Source organism: Microbispora sp. NPDC049633 (genome assembly GCF_040675265.1).
Lineage (GTDB): Bacteria > Actinomycetota > Actinomycetes > Streptosporangiales > Streptosporangiaceae > Microbispora > Microbispora maris.
The window spans coordinates 1-13,868 of record NZ_JBFAOO010000191.1 but is presented as its reverse complement, the minus strand read 5'-3'; the positions used below and the strand labels follow the sequence as shown (position 1 = coordinate 13,868).

The 13,868-nt window shown below is 73.8% G+C and carries 13 protein-coding genes; 8 read left to right on the top strand and 5 right to left on the bottom strand.

Annotated elements, in window-relative coordinates; genetic code table 11:
* The 7 genes from AB0J39_RS32290 to AB0J39_RS32260 all read left to right on the top strand — a co-directional run.
* On the top strand, window positions 1-603 hold a 603-nt coding region (locus tag AB0J39_RS32290; protein WP_363471698.1), incomplete at its 5' end, for a thioesterase family protein.
* 151 nt (window positions 604-754) lie between these two features.
* Window positions 755-1,588: a glutamate racemase gene (murI, locus tag AB0J39_RS32285; RefSeq protein ID WP_363471696.1), complete on the top strand. Its 834-nt coding sequence runs from the start codon at window positions 755-757 to the stop codon at window positions 1,586-1,588.
* Window positions 1,585-2,337: an MBL fold metallo-hydrolase gene (locus tag AB0J39_RS32280; protein ID WP_346226217.1), complete on the top strand. Its 753-nt coding sequence runs from the start codon at window positions 1,585-1,587 to the stop codon at window positions 2,335-2,337. The genes murI and AB0J39_RS32280 overlap by 4 nt, the downstream gene beginning before the upstream one ends.
* Window positions 2,338-2,342: 5 nt before the next feature.
* Entirely contained in the window at window positions 2,343-3,059 is a 717-nt protein-coding gene (gene rph, locus AB0J39_RS32275) for a ribonuclease PH (protein ID WP_363471694.1), read from the top strand.
* A 17-nt stretch (window positions 3,060-3,076) separates the two neighbouring features.
* Window positions 3,077-3,679 (top strand): RdgB/HAM1 family non-canonical purine NTP pyrophosphatase, encoded by a 603-nt coding sequence (gene rdgB / locus AB0J39_RS32270; RefSeq protein ID WP_363471692.1) that lies wholly within the window; start codon window positions 3,077-3,079, stop codon window positions 3,677-3,679.
* A 47-nt stretch (window positions 3,680-3,726) separates the two neighbouring features.
* A complete protein-coding gene (locus AB0J39_RS32265; RefSeq protein WP_363471690.1) occupies window positions 3,727-5,439 on the top strand; it encodes a molybdopterin-dependent oxidoreductase in 1,713 nt (570 codons plus the stop codon).
* Between the two features lie 108 nt (window positions 5,440-5,547).
* Window positions 5,548-7,227: a toxin glutamine deamidase domain-containing protein gene (locus tag AB0J39_RS32260; protein WP_363471689.1), complete on the top strand. Its 1,680-nt coding sequence runs from the start codon at window positions 5,548-5,550 to the stop codon at window positions 7,225-7,227.
* A gap of 83 nt (window positions 7,228-7,310) precedes the next feature.
* Here AB0J39_RS32260 and AB0J39_RS32255 read toward each other — a convergent pair whose 3' ends face one another.
* From AB0J39_RS32255 to AB0J39_RS32235, 5 genes are all read right to left on the bottom strand, one after another.
* The gene (locus tag AB0J39_RS32255; RefSeq protein ID WP_363471687.1) at window positions 7,311-9,803 is read right to left on the bottom strand and encodes an FtsX-like permease family protein; all 2,493 of its coding nucleotides are present in this window, start codon (window positions 9,801-9,803) and stop codon (window positions 7,311-7,313) included.
* Window positions 9,804-9,806: 3 nt separating this feature from the next.
* Complete coding sequence (locus AB0J39_RS32250) at window positions 9,807-10,550, bottom strand: ABC transporter ATP-binding protein (RefSeq protein ID WP_169981977.1); 744 nt, start codon at window positions 10,548-10,550, stop codon at window positions 9,807-9,809.
* A gap of 113 nt (window positions 10,551-10,663) precedes the next feature.
* Complete coding sequence (locus AB0J39_RS32245; protein ID WP_363471685.1) at window positions 10,664-11,329, bottom strand: response regulator transcription factor; 666 nt, start codon at window positions 11,327-11,329, stop codon at window positions 10,664-10,666.
* Complete coding sequence (locus AB0J39_RS32240) at window positions 11,326-11,469, bottom strand: hypothetical protein (protein ID WP_363471684.1); 144 nt, start codon at window positions 11,467-11,469, stop codon at window positions 11,326-11,328. The genes AB0J39_RS32245 and AB0J39_RS32240 overlap by 4 nt, the downstream gene beginning before the upstream one ends.
* Complete coding sequence (locus AB0J39_RS32235; RefSeq protein WP_363471682.1) at window positions 11,466-12,647, bottom strand: histidine kinase; 1,182 nt, start codon at window positions 12,645-12,647, stop codon at window positions 11,466-11,468. Before AB0J39_RS32235 ends, AB0J39_RS32240 begins: the two co-directional genes overlap by 4 nt.
* A 619-nt stretch (window positions 12,648-13,266) precedes the next feature.
* On the opposite strand from AB0J39_RS32235, the gene AB0J39_RS32230 reads away from it, so the two are divergent.
* A complete protein-coding gene (locus tag AB0J39_RS32230) occupies window positions 13,267-13,761 on the top strand; it encodes a hypothetical protein (RefSeq protein WP_363471680.1) in 495 nt (164 codons plus the stop codon).
* Window positions 13,762-13,868: the final 107 nt, after the last annotated feature.

Genomic DNA, 13,868 nt, shown 5'->3' with positions numbered 1-13,868 from the left:
GCCCGGCCCGGCCCCGCCCGGGTGCTCCTCGAGCCGCTCAAGGCCGGCCGTACGGCGGCGATGACCCGGGCGAGGCTCGTGCAGGACGGCGTGTCGTTCATCGAGATGCTCGTCACGACCGCGACGCTGGACGAGGCGGCGGCGCCGGACTGGGCGGACGGCCCGTCGGCCGCGATGCCGGACCTGGCGGACTGCGTGCGCCTGCCCGATCCCAAGCCCGAGTCCAACATGAACTTCAACGCCCAGATCGAGATGGCGTTCGACCCGCCCACGATCGGCTGGCTCGCCGGCGAGCCGACCGGCCGGCCCGAGTCGCGGGCGTACTTCCGCCTCGCCGAGCCGCAGGACCCCGACCCGTACGTGCTGGCGCTGGCGGTGGACGCGCTGCCGCCGGTCGTGTTCTCCGCGGGGGCGCGGGGGTGGGCCCCGACGGTGGAGCTGACCTGGCATCTGCGCGCCCTGCCCGCGCCGGGGTGGCTGACCCTGCTGGGCGGCGGGCGGCTGATCAGCGACGGCTGGTTCGACGAGGAGGTCGAGGTGTGGGACTCGGCGGGACGGCTGGTCGCCCAGTCCCGCCAGCTCGCCCGCCTCGGCCGGGGCTGAGCCGCGTTCGGATCGCCCGGCTCCGGCTCGGTCGCGTCCGGGATCAGGACGCTGTCTGATCGCGGCGCCCGCGGGCGGCCCTTGGTCGGCGAACGCGTTGTGAGCATTCTTACCCCGAGCGGCGGGGGCCGTTCCCCTAACCTTGGGAAGCGTGCCGGACAACACCAGGGCGATCGGGATCTTTGACAGCGGGGTGGGCGGCCTGACCGTCGCCCGGGCGATCATCGACCAGCTGCCCCACGAATCGATCTTCTACGTGGCCGACACGGCCCACCAGCCGTACGGACCCAAGAGCATCGCCGAGCTCCGCGCGTACGCGCTGGAGGTCATGGACCACCTGGTCGAGCACGATGTGAAGATGCTGGTCATCGCGTGCAACAGCGCGAGCTCGGCGGTGCTCAGGGACGCCAGGGAGCGCTACGACGTCCCGGTCGTCGAGGTGATCCAGCCCGCCGTCCGGCGGGCCGTGCGGGCCACGAGGAACGGCAGGGTCGGCGTGATCGCCACGCGGGCCACCATCGAATCGATGGCCTACCACGACGCCTTCGCCGCCGCCCCCGACGTCGAGCTGGTCGCGGTGGCCGCCCCCCTGCTCGTGGAGTTCGTCGAGCGGGGCGAGACGATGAGTGAGGACCTCATCGAAGTGGTGAGGGGCTACCTCAAACCGATCCAGGACGCCGGCTGCGACACGCTCATCCTCGGCTGCACGCACTATCCGCTGCTCACAGGCGCCCTCTCGTACGTCGCGGGCGACGGGGTGACGCTGGTGTCCAGCGCCGAGGAGACGGCCAAGGACGTCTACCGCATCCTGCACGACCGCGGGCTGTCCAACGGCGCGGGCGAGCCGGGGCACCGCTTCCGGGCGACCGGCGACACCGAGCTGTTCGCGCGGCTCGGGCAGCGCTTCCTCGGTCCCGAGCTCCAGTCGGTGGAGCGGACCGCCCCGGGTATCGGCGACGTCACCGGCGTAGGGAGTTCGCGATGAAGTTGACGATCATCGGATGCTCGGGCAGCTTCCCCGGCCCCGACAGCCCGTCCTCCTGCTACCTGCTGGAGGCCGAGGGCTTCCGGCTGCTGCTCGACTTCGGCAACGGCTCGCTGGGCGCGCTCCAGCGGCACGCCGGGCTCTACGAGGTCGACGCCATCCTCCTGTCCCACCTGCACGCCGACCACTGCCTCGACCTGTGCGCCTACCACGTCGTGCGCACCTACACCCCGGACGGCCCCCTGCCGAAGGTGCCCGTCCACGCCCCCGCCGGCGCCTCGAAGCGGCTCAACGCGGCGTACGCGATGCCGGACGAGCCGGTGCTCGAGAACTCCTTCGACTTCGTACGGCTGTCGCCCGGCACCCGGCACGTCGGCCCGTTCGAGGTGACGGCCGCCACGATGAACCACCCCGTGGAGACCTACGGCTTCCGCGTCACCCACCAGGGCAGGTCCGTCGCGTACTCGGCGGACACCGGCGAGTCGGCCGAACTGGTCAAGCTCGCCCACGAGGCCGATGTGCTCCTGTGTGAGGCGTCCTTCCTCGACGAGCCGGACCTGACCCCCGGCCTGCACCTGAGCGGCAGGCAGGCGGCCGAGCACGCCGCCCGGGCCGACGCCGCCGCGCTCGTCCTCACCCATCTCGTCCCGTGGTATGACAAGTCCCGCATCCTGGAGGACGCCTCACGTGGCGGCTTCGGCGGCCCGATGGAGTTGGCACGGAGCGGGGCCGTGTATGACCTAGGGTGACCCGTATGGCTCGTTCACACGGTCGTCGTCCCGACCAGCTTCGCCCCGTGACCATCACCCGGAACTGGCTCGCCCACGCGGAGGGTTCCGTACTGGTGGAGTTCGGGGGCACCAGGGTGCTGTGCGCCGCGACGGTGGAAAGCGGCGTGCCCCGCTGGCGCAAGGGCAGCGGCCTCGGCTGGGTGACGGCCGAGTACGCCATGCTGCCCCGGTCGACCAACACCCGCAACGACCGCGAGTCGGTCCGCGGCAAGATCGGCGGGCGCACCCACGAGATCTCCCGGCTGATCGGCAGGTCCCTGCGGGCCTGCGTCGACTACAAGGCCCTGGGGGAGAACTCCGTCGTGCTCGACTGCGACGTGCTGCAGGCCGACGGCGGCACCCGCACCGCCGCCATCACCGGCGCGTACGTCGCCCTCGCCGACGCCATCGCCTGGATGCGGCAGCGCCGGATGTGCCCGGGCGACCCCCTGGTGAACTCGGTCGCCGCCGTCTCGGTCGGCGTCGTCGGCACCGAGTCGATGCTCGACCTCGACTACAGCGAGGACGTCAAGGCCGAGACCGACATGAACGTGGTGATGACCGGCAGGGGCGACTACGTCGAGGTGCAGGGCACCGCCGAGGGCACGCCGTTCGACCGGACGGCGCTCAACGGCCTGCTCGACCTGGCCGCCGCCGGATGCGCCGAGCTCACCCGCATCCAGACGGAAGCCCTTTCCTGAACATCGAGGACGACAGCATGAACAAGGTGGTCCTGGCCACCCGCAACGCCGGGAAGATCGTCGAACTGCGCCGGATCCTCGCCGACGCCGGTGTGCCGGTCGAACTCGTCGGCCTGGAGGCGTTCCCGCAGATCGGCGACGTGGCCGAGACGGGTCTCACGTTCGCGGAGAACGCGCTGCTCAAGGCGCACGCGGTCGCCTCGGCCAGCGGCCTGCCCGCCGTCGCGGACGACTCCGGCCTGTGCGTGGAGGCGCTGAACGGCATGCCGGGCATCTTCTCCGCCCGCTGGTCCGGCCGCCACGGCGACGACGACGCCAACCTCGACCTGCTGCTCGCGCAGGTCGCCGACGTGCCGGACGGCCGCCGGCAGGCCCACTTCGCCTGTACGGCCGCGCTCGCGCTGCCGACCGGAGAGGAGCACGTGGTGGAGGGCGCCGTACACGGCTTCCTCATCCGCGAACGACGCGGCACGGGCGGCTTCGGCTACGACCCGATCTTCGTGCCGGACGGCGAGACCCGCACGACCGCCGAGATGACGGCCGAGGAGAAGGACGCGATCAGCCACCGGGGCAAGGCGTTCCGCGCGCTCGCCCCGGTGATCGCCGAGGTCGTCTCGTAATCCCGCCGTAAGACCCCCGGCGGGCGCACGGGCGTAGCGTTCGTAATGTGAACGCAGCACGCACCCGCATGCCCGCCTGGGCGGCCGCGCTGACCGGCCTCGTCGCCGGCGCGGTGGCGCTCGGGGCGGCCCAGATCGTCGCCGGTCTGATCGACCCCGGCGCGGCGCCGGTCGTCGCCGTGGGCGGCGCGGTGGTCGACGCCACGCCCGCCGGCCTCAAGGAATGGGCGATCCGCACCTTCGGCTCCTACGACAAGCCGGTCCTGCTCGGCGGCATCGTCGTCGTGCTCGCGCTCGTCGCCGCCGGTTTCGGCCTGCTCGCTCGCCGCGGGACGGCGTACGGCACGCTGGGCCTGGCCGTGTTCGGCCTCGTCGGCGCCGCCGCGGCGCTGTCCCGGCCGGACGCGGGGGTGGCGCACGTCCTGCCCTCGCTCGCGGGCGCCGCGGCCGGCGCCTGGACCCTGTCCCGATTGGCGCGGCGCGCCATGGACGGCGGCGAGGAGGACTACGTCGCCGCCAGCCGGGCCGCCGACGAGGAGAGGGCACCGGCCACGCGGCCGGTCTCCGGCCCGGCGGGTGCCGCGACCCCGGACGAGGAGAGCCGCTCGCCGGCGCCCGGCCCCGCCGTGCCGGCCGTCATGCGGGCGGGCGCGTCGGCAAGCCCCGCCCCGTACGCCACGCCGTACGCCTTCGACCGGCGCAGGCTCCTGACGGGGGCGGCGACCGGTGTCGTCGTCGCGGGCGCGGCCGGTCTCGGCGGCTGGCTGCTGTCGGGCACCAAGGACGGCGAGATCGCCCGCAGGAGCGTGGCGAGGATGCTGCCGCGCGCGGCGCGCCCGGCCGCGCCCCTCCCGTCGGGAGCGGACCTGCGGATTCCCGGCCTGGCGCCCTTCGTCACGCCCAACGCCGACTTCTACCGGGTGGACACCGCCCTCGTCGTGCCGTCGGTGGATCCGGCCCGATGGACGCTGAAGATCCACGGCCTGGTGGACAGGCCGGTCGAGCTGACCTTCGCCGACCTGCTCAAGCGCCCCCTCATGGAGGCGGACGTCACGCTGACCTGTGTGTCCAACGAGGTCGGCGGGCCGTACATCGGCAACGCCCGCTGGCTCGGCGCCCGGCTCGCCGACGTGCTGCGCGAGGCCGGGATCCGCAGTGAGGCCGACATGCTGCTCAGCGTCTCCGAGGACGGCTGGACCTGCGGCACACCGGTCGACGTGGTGATGGACGGCCGCGACGCGATGCTCGCCGTCGCCATGAACGGCGAGGTGCTCCCGGAGGCCCACGGCTTTCCGGTCCGCCAGGTCGTGCCCGGCCTGTATGGGTATGTGTCGGCGACTAAGTGGGTCACCGAGATCAGGGTCACCCGCTTCGACCGGGACGAGGCCTACTGGACGCCGCGCGGCTGGGCGCCGCGCGGCCCGATCAAAACCCAGTCCAGGATCGATCTGCCCCGTGACGGGGACGAGGCCACGGCGGGCCGTACGACCGTGGCGGGCATCGCGTGGGCGCAGCATCGCGGCGTCGACGCGGTCGAGGTGCGGGTGGACGGCGGCGCGTGGCGGCAGGCGAGGCTCGCGGACACCCCCGGCCCGGACACCTGGCGGCAGTGGTCGCTCGACCTCGACCTGACGCCCGGCCGGCACACGATCTCGGTGCGGGCCACCGACGCGACCGGCTACACCCAGACCGAGGACGAGGCCCCGCCCGCCCCCGACGGCGCGACAGGCCTCCACACCGTCACCGTCACCGCCCGCTGAGCGGTCCCCAAGAGAAGCCGGGTCTGGAGTTGGGAAAACCCGCCGTGCCCCGGACGGCCCGCCTCTACCATCGGCACGCTGATGTGCGCGAGGAGGGGGGCCAAGCGCGTGAACCAGGAGAGGGCGCGCCGGCACGCGAGGTGGCGGTTGCCGTCCGGTGTGTACAACCCGGTCGTGTCGGCCGACGGCCGGCGATGGCGGGATTACGAGCAGGCGGCCGACGCGCCTGCTCCATCGCTCGAGGACCGCCGCCTCGACGTGCGGATCGCGGCGCTGCCGCTGGTCATCGACACCATGACCGACACAATGACCGACACCATCACCATGCCGGTGGTGCCGGCGGCGAGGAACGGCGAGATCGGGGGACGGGGAGGCCACGGCCCGGGGACGCCGACAGGGCGCCGCGGCGGACCGCCTGACCTCCGGGAAGCCGTCCCCGTCACGACGCCCGCCGACGCCGGGCCCGATGACGACGAGGATGTCCGGGGCCCGGAGGACGCCGAGGACCGTGCGGACGTGGTGGTGCCCGAGGAGGATCGGGACGACCGGGACGCTCGGGACGCCCGCGATGCCGTCGGCGAACAGGAACCGGAGAGCGGCGGCGACGTCGAGCGCGCCCTCGATGACGACGAGGCGGCGGGAGAGCCGGAGACGGAGACGGCCGCCGGGGGGCCCGTCGACTACTCGGCGGCGACATCGGGAACATCCGGTTCCGGGGATGCCGAGCGTGATCCGGGGGAGACCGGCGCCCGCGACGAGTCCGGGCCGGACGCCCGCGCGCGGGAGGACTCGGGCTCGCGGGAGCCCGGCCCGGGGGAGCCCGGCCCGGGGGAGCCCGGCCTGGGGGAGCCCGGGGAGTACGGCCTGGGGGAGCCCGGTCTGGGGGTGCCGGGCGACCTCGCGCACGCGGAGGAACGCCCGGCCACCGGACTCGAGGCGGATCACGCCGGGGCCGACGCCGCCGGCCACGATGACGCCACCGAGGACGCCACCGAGGCCGCGCCCGCGCCGCGGATCCCCGCTGCGCAGACGGGCGGCGAGACGACGCCGGAGGCAGGCCGGCGCGAGTGGTGCGAGGAGGCGTCCGGCGGCGGCGTGGACGACGGCCCGGAGACGGGCGAGCTCCCGGACGCCGACGACTTCTGGGCGGCCGTGCTGCGCGACGACACCGAGTGTGACTGGCTGGACGGCCCGGGCCGCCCGCGACGGCTGGAGGAGACCCGCCCGTACGGCAGGCCCGGCGGGCTGGCCGAGGCGGATCCGGGCGGCCAGGTGAGCCTCGTGCAGGCGGTGAGCGGGCGCTTTCCGGACCCGCGCGGCACCTGGATCCGGCTGATCAACGCCGAAGGGCCGACGGAGGACGCGTTCAGGTCCAACAACGCCGTCGACTGCGCGCTGTCGGTCCTGTCCACCTGGCACGGCGAGCCCGTGGTGGCGGCACGCAGACAGCCGGAGTACGACGGGTCGGGCCGCCCGCTGCTGACCGGGGAGACCGGAGGCGTCGGCCGCGCCGAGGAGTGGCTCGGGCACCGGTTCGAATACGTGGGCCACGGCCGCCGGGCGTACGTGGCCATCGCCCAGCGGCTGATCTTCGGCGGGCACGGCGCCGCCGCCGTCCTCATCACCCGCTGGGCCGGGGGCGGCAGCCACGCGTGGAACGCGGTCAACTGCCGGGGCGAGGTCCTCTGGATCGACGCCCAGCGGGGTCACATGGCCGTGGAACCGCCGTACGAGGACGTCACGGGGGTCTTCGCGGTCGTGATCGACCGCCAGGGCCGCCGCCTGTGACGGCCCGCGCCCGGGTCGCCCGCACGCGCGGGTGACCCGGGCGACCGACGCCCCGGCCCGTACGGAACCCGGGGGAGCGGCGGTCAGGAAGCGGCCAGCGCTCCGACGACCGACGCCCGGGCGGCCCGGCGGGCGGGCAGCACCGCGGCGAGCACACCGGCCAGGCCCGAGGCGGCGATGAAGATCAGAATCTGCACGGCCGGAAGCTGGAAGGAGACGTTCTGCGTGAGCGTCGTCGTCGCCGCCCAGCCGTACACGATGCCGAGCACAACGCCGACGATCGCGCCCACCAGGCCGAGGACCAGCGCCTCGACCGAGAGCATGCCCCGCAGTTGCGGCCGGGTCAGGCCGAGGGCGCGCAGCAGCGCGGACTCGCGGGTCCGTTCGTGGACCGACAGCGACAGCGTGTTCGCGATGCCGAGCAGCGAGATCACGATGGCGAGGGCCAGCAGCCCGGTGACGACCATGAGCACCGAGTCGATCGCCTCGTCGAACTGCCCCCGGATCTCGGTCGTGCTGCCGACCTTGACCGCCGGATAGGCCGCCGTGGCGTCGTCCACCACCTTGCGCGCCCGCTCCGGGGCCACGCCGTCGGCGGCGTCCACCAGGATCTGCGCGTCGCCCACCGCGCCGAAGTGCCGCTCGAACGCCTGCTCGGCCATCGTGAACGGCGGCAGCAGGGACACGTCGGCCTTCAGCACCGCCGCCACCTCGAGCGGGGTGCTCTTCCCGCCCGACGCGACGGTCACGGTGTCGCCCACGGCGACGCCGAGGTCCTGGGCCACGTAGTCGGCGACCGCGACGTCACCCGCGCCGAAGCCGTCCAGCGTGCCGGACGACGCCTCCGGCTTGATCGCGGTGCCGATGGCCGACCGGGTGACCGTGCCCACCTCGTAGTCGCGGCCGTTCACCTTGGCCTTCTTGCCGCGGAACTCGGTCACCGCGGCGAGGTCGCGGCTCCCGCGCAGCGCGTCGGCGACCGAGCGGGGGATCGTGCCCGTCTGCGCCGACAGGATGTAGTCGGCGGGGAACTGCTTGTCGAGCTCGCCGCCGACCGTGGTCCGCACCGTGGCGGTCAGGACCGACATGAACGTCATCAGCGTCACACCGACGGTCAGGGCCACCGTCGTGGTGGCCGCCCGCTTGGGGTTGCGCCGCGAGTTGTCCACGGCCAGCCGCCCCGGCACGCCGAACAGCCGCGCCGGCAGCCAGCCGGCCAGCCCGCTCAGCGGCCGTACGATCACCGGGCCGAGCACCAGCACCGCGAAGAACACGAGCACGCCGCCCGCCATGACCGTGAGCAGCGCCGCCTGGCCCGGCTTCTGCAGCACCCCCGCCGCGGTGAGGCCGGCCCCCGCAAGCACGAGCAGGACCGAGACGACCACCCGTACGACCCCGGTGCGGAAGGTGTGCTCCTCGACCTGCGCGCGCAGCGCCGCGACGGGCGGCACACGGGTGGACTGGCGCGCCGGGAGCAGGGCCGCGGCCATCGTCACGACGACGCCGGTGCACAGGCCGACGGCGATCGTCTGCGGGGACAGGGTCACCGTGCCCGTGGGGATGTCGGTTCCGACGGCCCTCAGCACGGCGACCGCCGCGGCTCCGAGACCGAGGCCCGTCAGCAGGCCCAGCACCGACGACAGCAGACCGACCACGGCGGACTCCAGCACGATCGAGCCGAAGACCTGCCGCTTGGTGGCGCCGATGCAGCGCAGCAGCGCCATCTCGCGCATCCGCTGCGCGACCAGGATGTTGAAGGTGTTGTAGATGACGAGCGCGGCGACGAGCAGCGCGACCGCGCCGAACAGCAGCAGGCCCAGCCGGATGTAGGACGTGTCCACGTGGTTGCGCCTGGCCACCTCGTCGGCGCGTTCCCGCCCGGTCATCACCGTCGCGTCGCCCCCCACGGCCGCCGCGACGGCCGTACGCAGGCTCTCCGGCGAGGGTCCCGACGAAACGACGTCGATCTCGGTGAAGCCCTTGGCGCCGGTGACGCGCCGCGCCGTGTCGGGGGTGAAGGCGACCGCGCCCCGGTAGGCGAGGTTCTGGTCGACGCCCACGTCGAAGATCCCGACGAGGCGGAACTCCTGCCGTCCGCCCGCCCGGTCGAGCACCGCGACCGTCGCCCCCGGTGCCAGCCCCTGGGTCTTCGCGGTGTTCTTGTCGAGCACGGCCTCGCCCGCGGCGGAGGGCGCCCGCCCCGAAGTGATCTTGATGCGGCTCGCCGGGATGGACACCCCGGCGGTGGGGGAGTCCCCGACGACCTTGCCGTCCCTGCCGATCAGCGGCGCGTCCCCGGACACCACGGGCTGGGCGTCCCGCACGCCCCGCACCGCCCTGATCGCCGCGAGCGCGCTCTGCGGCAGGCTCCCGTCGCCTTCGGTGTCGTCCTTGGGCGTCACCACCACGTCCACCTTGTCGGCGTCCGCGGCGAACGACTGGGTGAAACCGGCGTCGATGGTGTCGGTGAGCACGAACGTGCCGGCGATGAACCCGACACCGAGCACGATCGCCAGGGAGGTGAGCAGCAGGCGCAGGCGGTGCGCCAGCAGCCCGGTGAGAGTGGTCCTGAACACGGCTCAGGCCTCCAGCGCCATCAGCGTGTCGAGCACGGCCTGCGGCGTCGGCCGATCGATCTCGCTCACCAGCAGGCCGTCACGCAGGAACACCACCCGGTCGGCGTACGACGCCGCCACCGGGTCGTGGGTCACCATCACGATCGTCTGCCCGAGCTCCCGCACCGACCTGCGCAGGAACGCCAGCACCTCGGCGCCGCTGCGCGAGTCGAGGTTGCCGGTCGGCTCGTCAGCGAAGATCACCTGGGGCTTGCTGATGAGCGCCCGGGCCACCGCGACACGCTGCTGCTGGCCGCCCGACAGCTCGCTCGGCTTGTGCCTGAGCCGGTCCCGCAGGCCGACCGTCTCGATCACGCGGTCGAACAGCGCCTGGTCGGCCTGACGGCCCGCGATCTCCAGCGGAAGCCGGATGTTCTGCTCGGCCGTCAGCGTCGGCAGCAGGTTGAACGCCTGAAAGATGAAACCGACGCGCTCGCGACGCAGGAGCGTGAGCTGCTTGTCGTTCAAACCGGTGATCTCGACGTCGCCGATGCTCACCCGTCCGTCCGTCACGGTGTCCAAACCGGCCAGGCAGTGCATCAGGGTGGACTTACCGGAGCCGGACGGCCCCATGATCGCGGTGAACGCCTCCGCGGCGAAACCGATGTCGACGCCGCGCAGCGCGTGCACCGCCGCGTCGCCCTCGCCGTACACCTTCGTCAGTCCCCGCGCGACGACCGCGGTGCGAACCTGGGTTGTTGTGGTCATGACGCCACGCTATGGCCGTGATCAGGGCGTTTCCTCGGCCTCGCGGACGTTCTCGGCGTGCGGCCACGGGACGGGCCCCGCGGGACGTGTGCGACTTGCGGGGTAGTCCGGACTCAGCCCCGCGGATGATCGGGGGAGACCACACCGGTCTCGTACGCGTAAACGACCACCTGGGCGCGGTCGCGCAGCCCCAGCTTCGCCAGGATGCGGCCCAGGTGGGTCTTCACGGTCGCCTCCGCGAGGTGCAGGCGCGCCGCGATCTCGGTGTTCGACAGGCCGCGGGCCACGTGGACCATGACCTCCCGCTCCCGCACCGTCAGCACGCCGGTGTCCTGCCGCCGCTGGTCTCCCTCGGGCAGGAGCACGGCGAAACGGTCGAGCAGTCGGCGGGTCGTGCTCGGCGCGACCACCGCGTCACCCGTGTGGACCGACCGGATCGCGCTGATCAGCTCGGCCGGCGGCACGTCCTTCAGCAGGAAGCCCGCCGCGCCCGCCTTGATCGCGGCGAACGCGTACTCGTCGAGGTCGAACGTCGTCAGGATCAGCACCTTGGGACCGTCCGGCGCCGCACAGATGACGCGGGCCGCCTCCACGCCGTCCATCCGTGGCATGCGGACGTCCATGAGGACCACGTCCGCCTCGACCGTGCGCAGCGCCTCGACGGCCGCGAGCCCGTCCGCCGCCTCGCCCACGACGTCGATGTCCGGCTGCGCCCCGAGGACCATCCGGAACCCGGTCCGCACCAGCTCCTGGTCGTCGACCAGCATGACGCGTATCACTGCCGCTCCGCTCCGCTCGTCATCGCCGCGATCCCCGCAACCGTACGCGGCCGGGGGACGGCCCGGTCACGCGGCCGGGGGACCGCCCGGTCACGCGGCCGGAGCACGCCGGTCACACGGCCGGGGGACGACCCGGTCACGCGGCCACCCCGATGGGGATCCTGGCGACCACCCGGAACCCGCCGCCGGTCCGCGGGGCCGCCTCGACGCTCCCGCCGTACATCGCCGCCCGCTCCCGCATGCCGATAAGGCCGTGCCCGCCGACCAGGCGCGGCGCGGCGGCGCCCCTGCCGTCATCGCTGATCATCAGCTCGAGCTCGCCCCTGCCGTACGTCATCTCCACCCAGGCCCGCGTGCCGGGGCCGCCGTGCTTGAGCGCGTTCGTCAGCGCCTCCTGCACGATCCGGTAGACGGCGAGCTGCTCGCCCTCGGGCAGTGTCCGCGCGGTGCCGGACACGGTGAACTCGGTCGGCAGTCCCGAGTCCCTGACCTGCCTGATCAGGTCGCCCAGCTGGGCCACGCCGGGCTGCGGAGCGTACTCCTCCGCCGGGCTGCCGGCGTCCTGCCGCAGGACGCCCACCAGCCTGCGCATCTCGGCCAGCGCCTGCCGACCGGTCGCGGAGATCGCCTGCATGGCGCGCCGCGCCTGCTCCGGATCGCCGTCGAGGGCGTACCCCGCGCCGTCGGCCTGGACGACCATGACGCTGACGTTGTGCGCCACCACGTCGTGCAGCTCACGGGCGATGCGGGCGCGCTCGGCGGCGGCCGCGATGCGCGCCTGCTGGTCGCGCTCCCGCTCGGCCCGCTCGGCGCGTTCGACGAGGCTCTCCACGTAGCGGCGGCGCGTGTTGGCGTAGATCCCGGCGATCCAGACGGCGACGATGAAGGCCGACGACGACGGCCACGCCTGCCCGGCGTCGTTGGACCAGCGCAGCATCGCCAGCAGCAGCCCGAACTCCGCGACAGCCCCGGCGGCCAGCGCCCACCGCAGCGTGCAGCGCGAGGCCACGCCGTACACCGCGACGAGCACCGCGATGTTGGCGGGCAGGACGATGACGTCGAGCAGCCACTGGACGAAGCTGACGACGGCGACCACGGCGAACACCTCGCGCGGGTGCTCGCGGCGCCAGGTCAGCGGAACGATGAGGGCGGCCGACAGCAGCAGTAGTCCGGGCACGCCCACATCCCGTGCCCCGACCGAGCCCGACCGGGTGAAGGTCTCGACGGTGGCCAGGCTCAACAGCGCCAGCGGGGAGACCGTGAGCGCGTCCACGAGCTTGCTGTGGCGCCGGGTCCAGGCGCGTAGTCTGCCGAACACGTACCCAACCCTATGTATCGGCTGCTCAGGAAGGTCTCACCCTTGCGGCGGATACGGCGGTACGACTCAGGTCGCAGGCGCCCGCCGGGTTTACGCCGTTCTTACGGATCACGCCGCATCCTTGTTCCCGGGAACGCTTCTCTGAAGCGGGTAAGGGAGATCTGAATGGCGGATCAGGACGCGGGGTCGCGCGGCACCGGGGACGAGCCGCGCGGCCCGCGCCCGGAGCCGGAAACCGGGCCGACCGGGTTGAGCGGCCCCGCTGGTCGCGGTCGGCTCGCTCAACCCGGTCGGCCCGGCGGCACCGGCTGGGACCGCGCCGGTCGCCCCGGCAACGCCGACCGGGTCAAGTGCGCCGGCCGCGACCAGCGGGGCCGCTGAGCCCGCAGGCCCGGGGGCGCCGAGCGTGCCGAGTCTGCCGACCGGCTCGACCCCGCCGAATGCGCCAACCGGCTCGACCGAACCGACCGCGCCAACCGGGTCGACCGCGCCACCGCCGCCTCCGCCGAATCCCACGGCACTGTGGACCAGCCCGGCGACCACGCCCAGGGCGGCCGGGCCGGGTTCACCCTGGGCCCGCCCGAACAACACGACCGGCCCGAACACCACGACCGGCCCGATGAACACGCCCGGGGCGGCCGCGTCCGGGGCGCCGGGGCCGTACGCGCCGTGGACAGGCTCCGCCGGCCCGGGCCGGCCGGGGCCGGGACCCGCGAGTGCGCTCCCGAGCGGCAGCGGGTACGCCTTCGGGCCCGGCGGTGCGGGATGGAACGCCCCCGGCTGGCAGAACCCGCGTCCGCCGTTCGCGTCGGCCCCGCAGCCCGGCCTTCCCGCGCGCCTGTCGGCTCGGCTCCCGCGCGGGCACACGGGCCGGCTGGTGGCCGTCGGCATCGCGTCCGCGCTCGTCGGAGCGCTGCTCGGCGGTGGCATCGTGGCCGTCACCGCCATGGTCTGGGGCCGGGCGGACGCGGGGACGAGCTGGGACACCGGCGGTGACCGGCAGCGCTTCTTCCCCCGTGGCTACGGCCAGAACGCCCCGCAGTCGCAGGACGACCTCCTGCCCCCGTGGTGCAGGAGCACCGAGGCCGGAGTGCGCTGCCAGGCGCCCGGCTGATCTTCGCTCCCCGGAAGGGGGGGGGCGGGGGGGGGGGGCGGGGGGTGGGGTGGGTGGGGAGGGATTCGGCGTTGACCAGGACCAGAAGCTCGGCGGCGATCTTCTCC

Excerpts from the sequence above, each read along its gene's own strand:
- AB0J39_RS32280 (WP_346226217.1), top strand. The coding sequence starts at position 1,585 with ATGAAGTTGACGATCATCGGATGCTCGGGCAGCTTCCCCGGCCCCGAC.
- rph (WP_363471694.1), top strand. The coding sequence starts at position 2,343 with ATGGCTCGTTCACACGGTCGTCGTCCCGACCAGCTTCGCCCCGTGACC.
- rdgB (WP_363471692.1), top strand. The coding sequence starts at position 3,077 with ATGAACAAGGTGGTCCTGGCCACCCGCAACGCCGGGAAGATCGTCGAA.
- AB0J39_RS32250 (WP_169981977.1), bottom strand. The coding sequence starts at position 10,550 with ATGACCACAACAACCCAGGTTCGCACCGCGGTCGTCGCGCGGGGACTG.
- AB0J39_RS32230 (WP_363471680.1), top strand. The coding sequence starts at position 13,267 with ATGAACACGCCCGGGGCGGCCGCGTCCGGGGCGCCGGGGCCGTACGCG.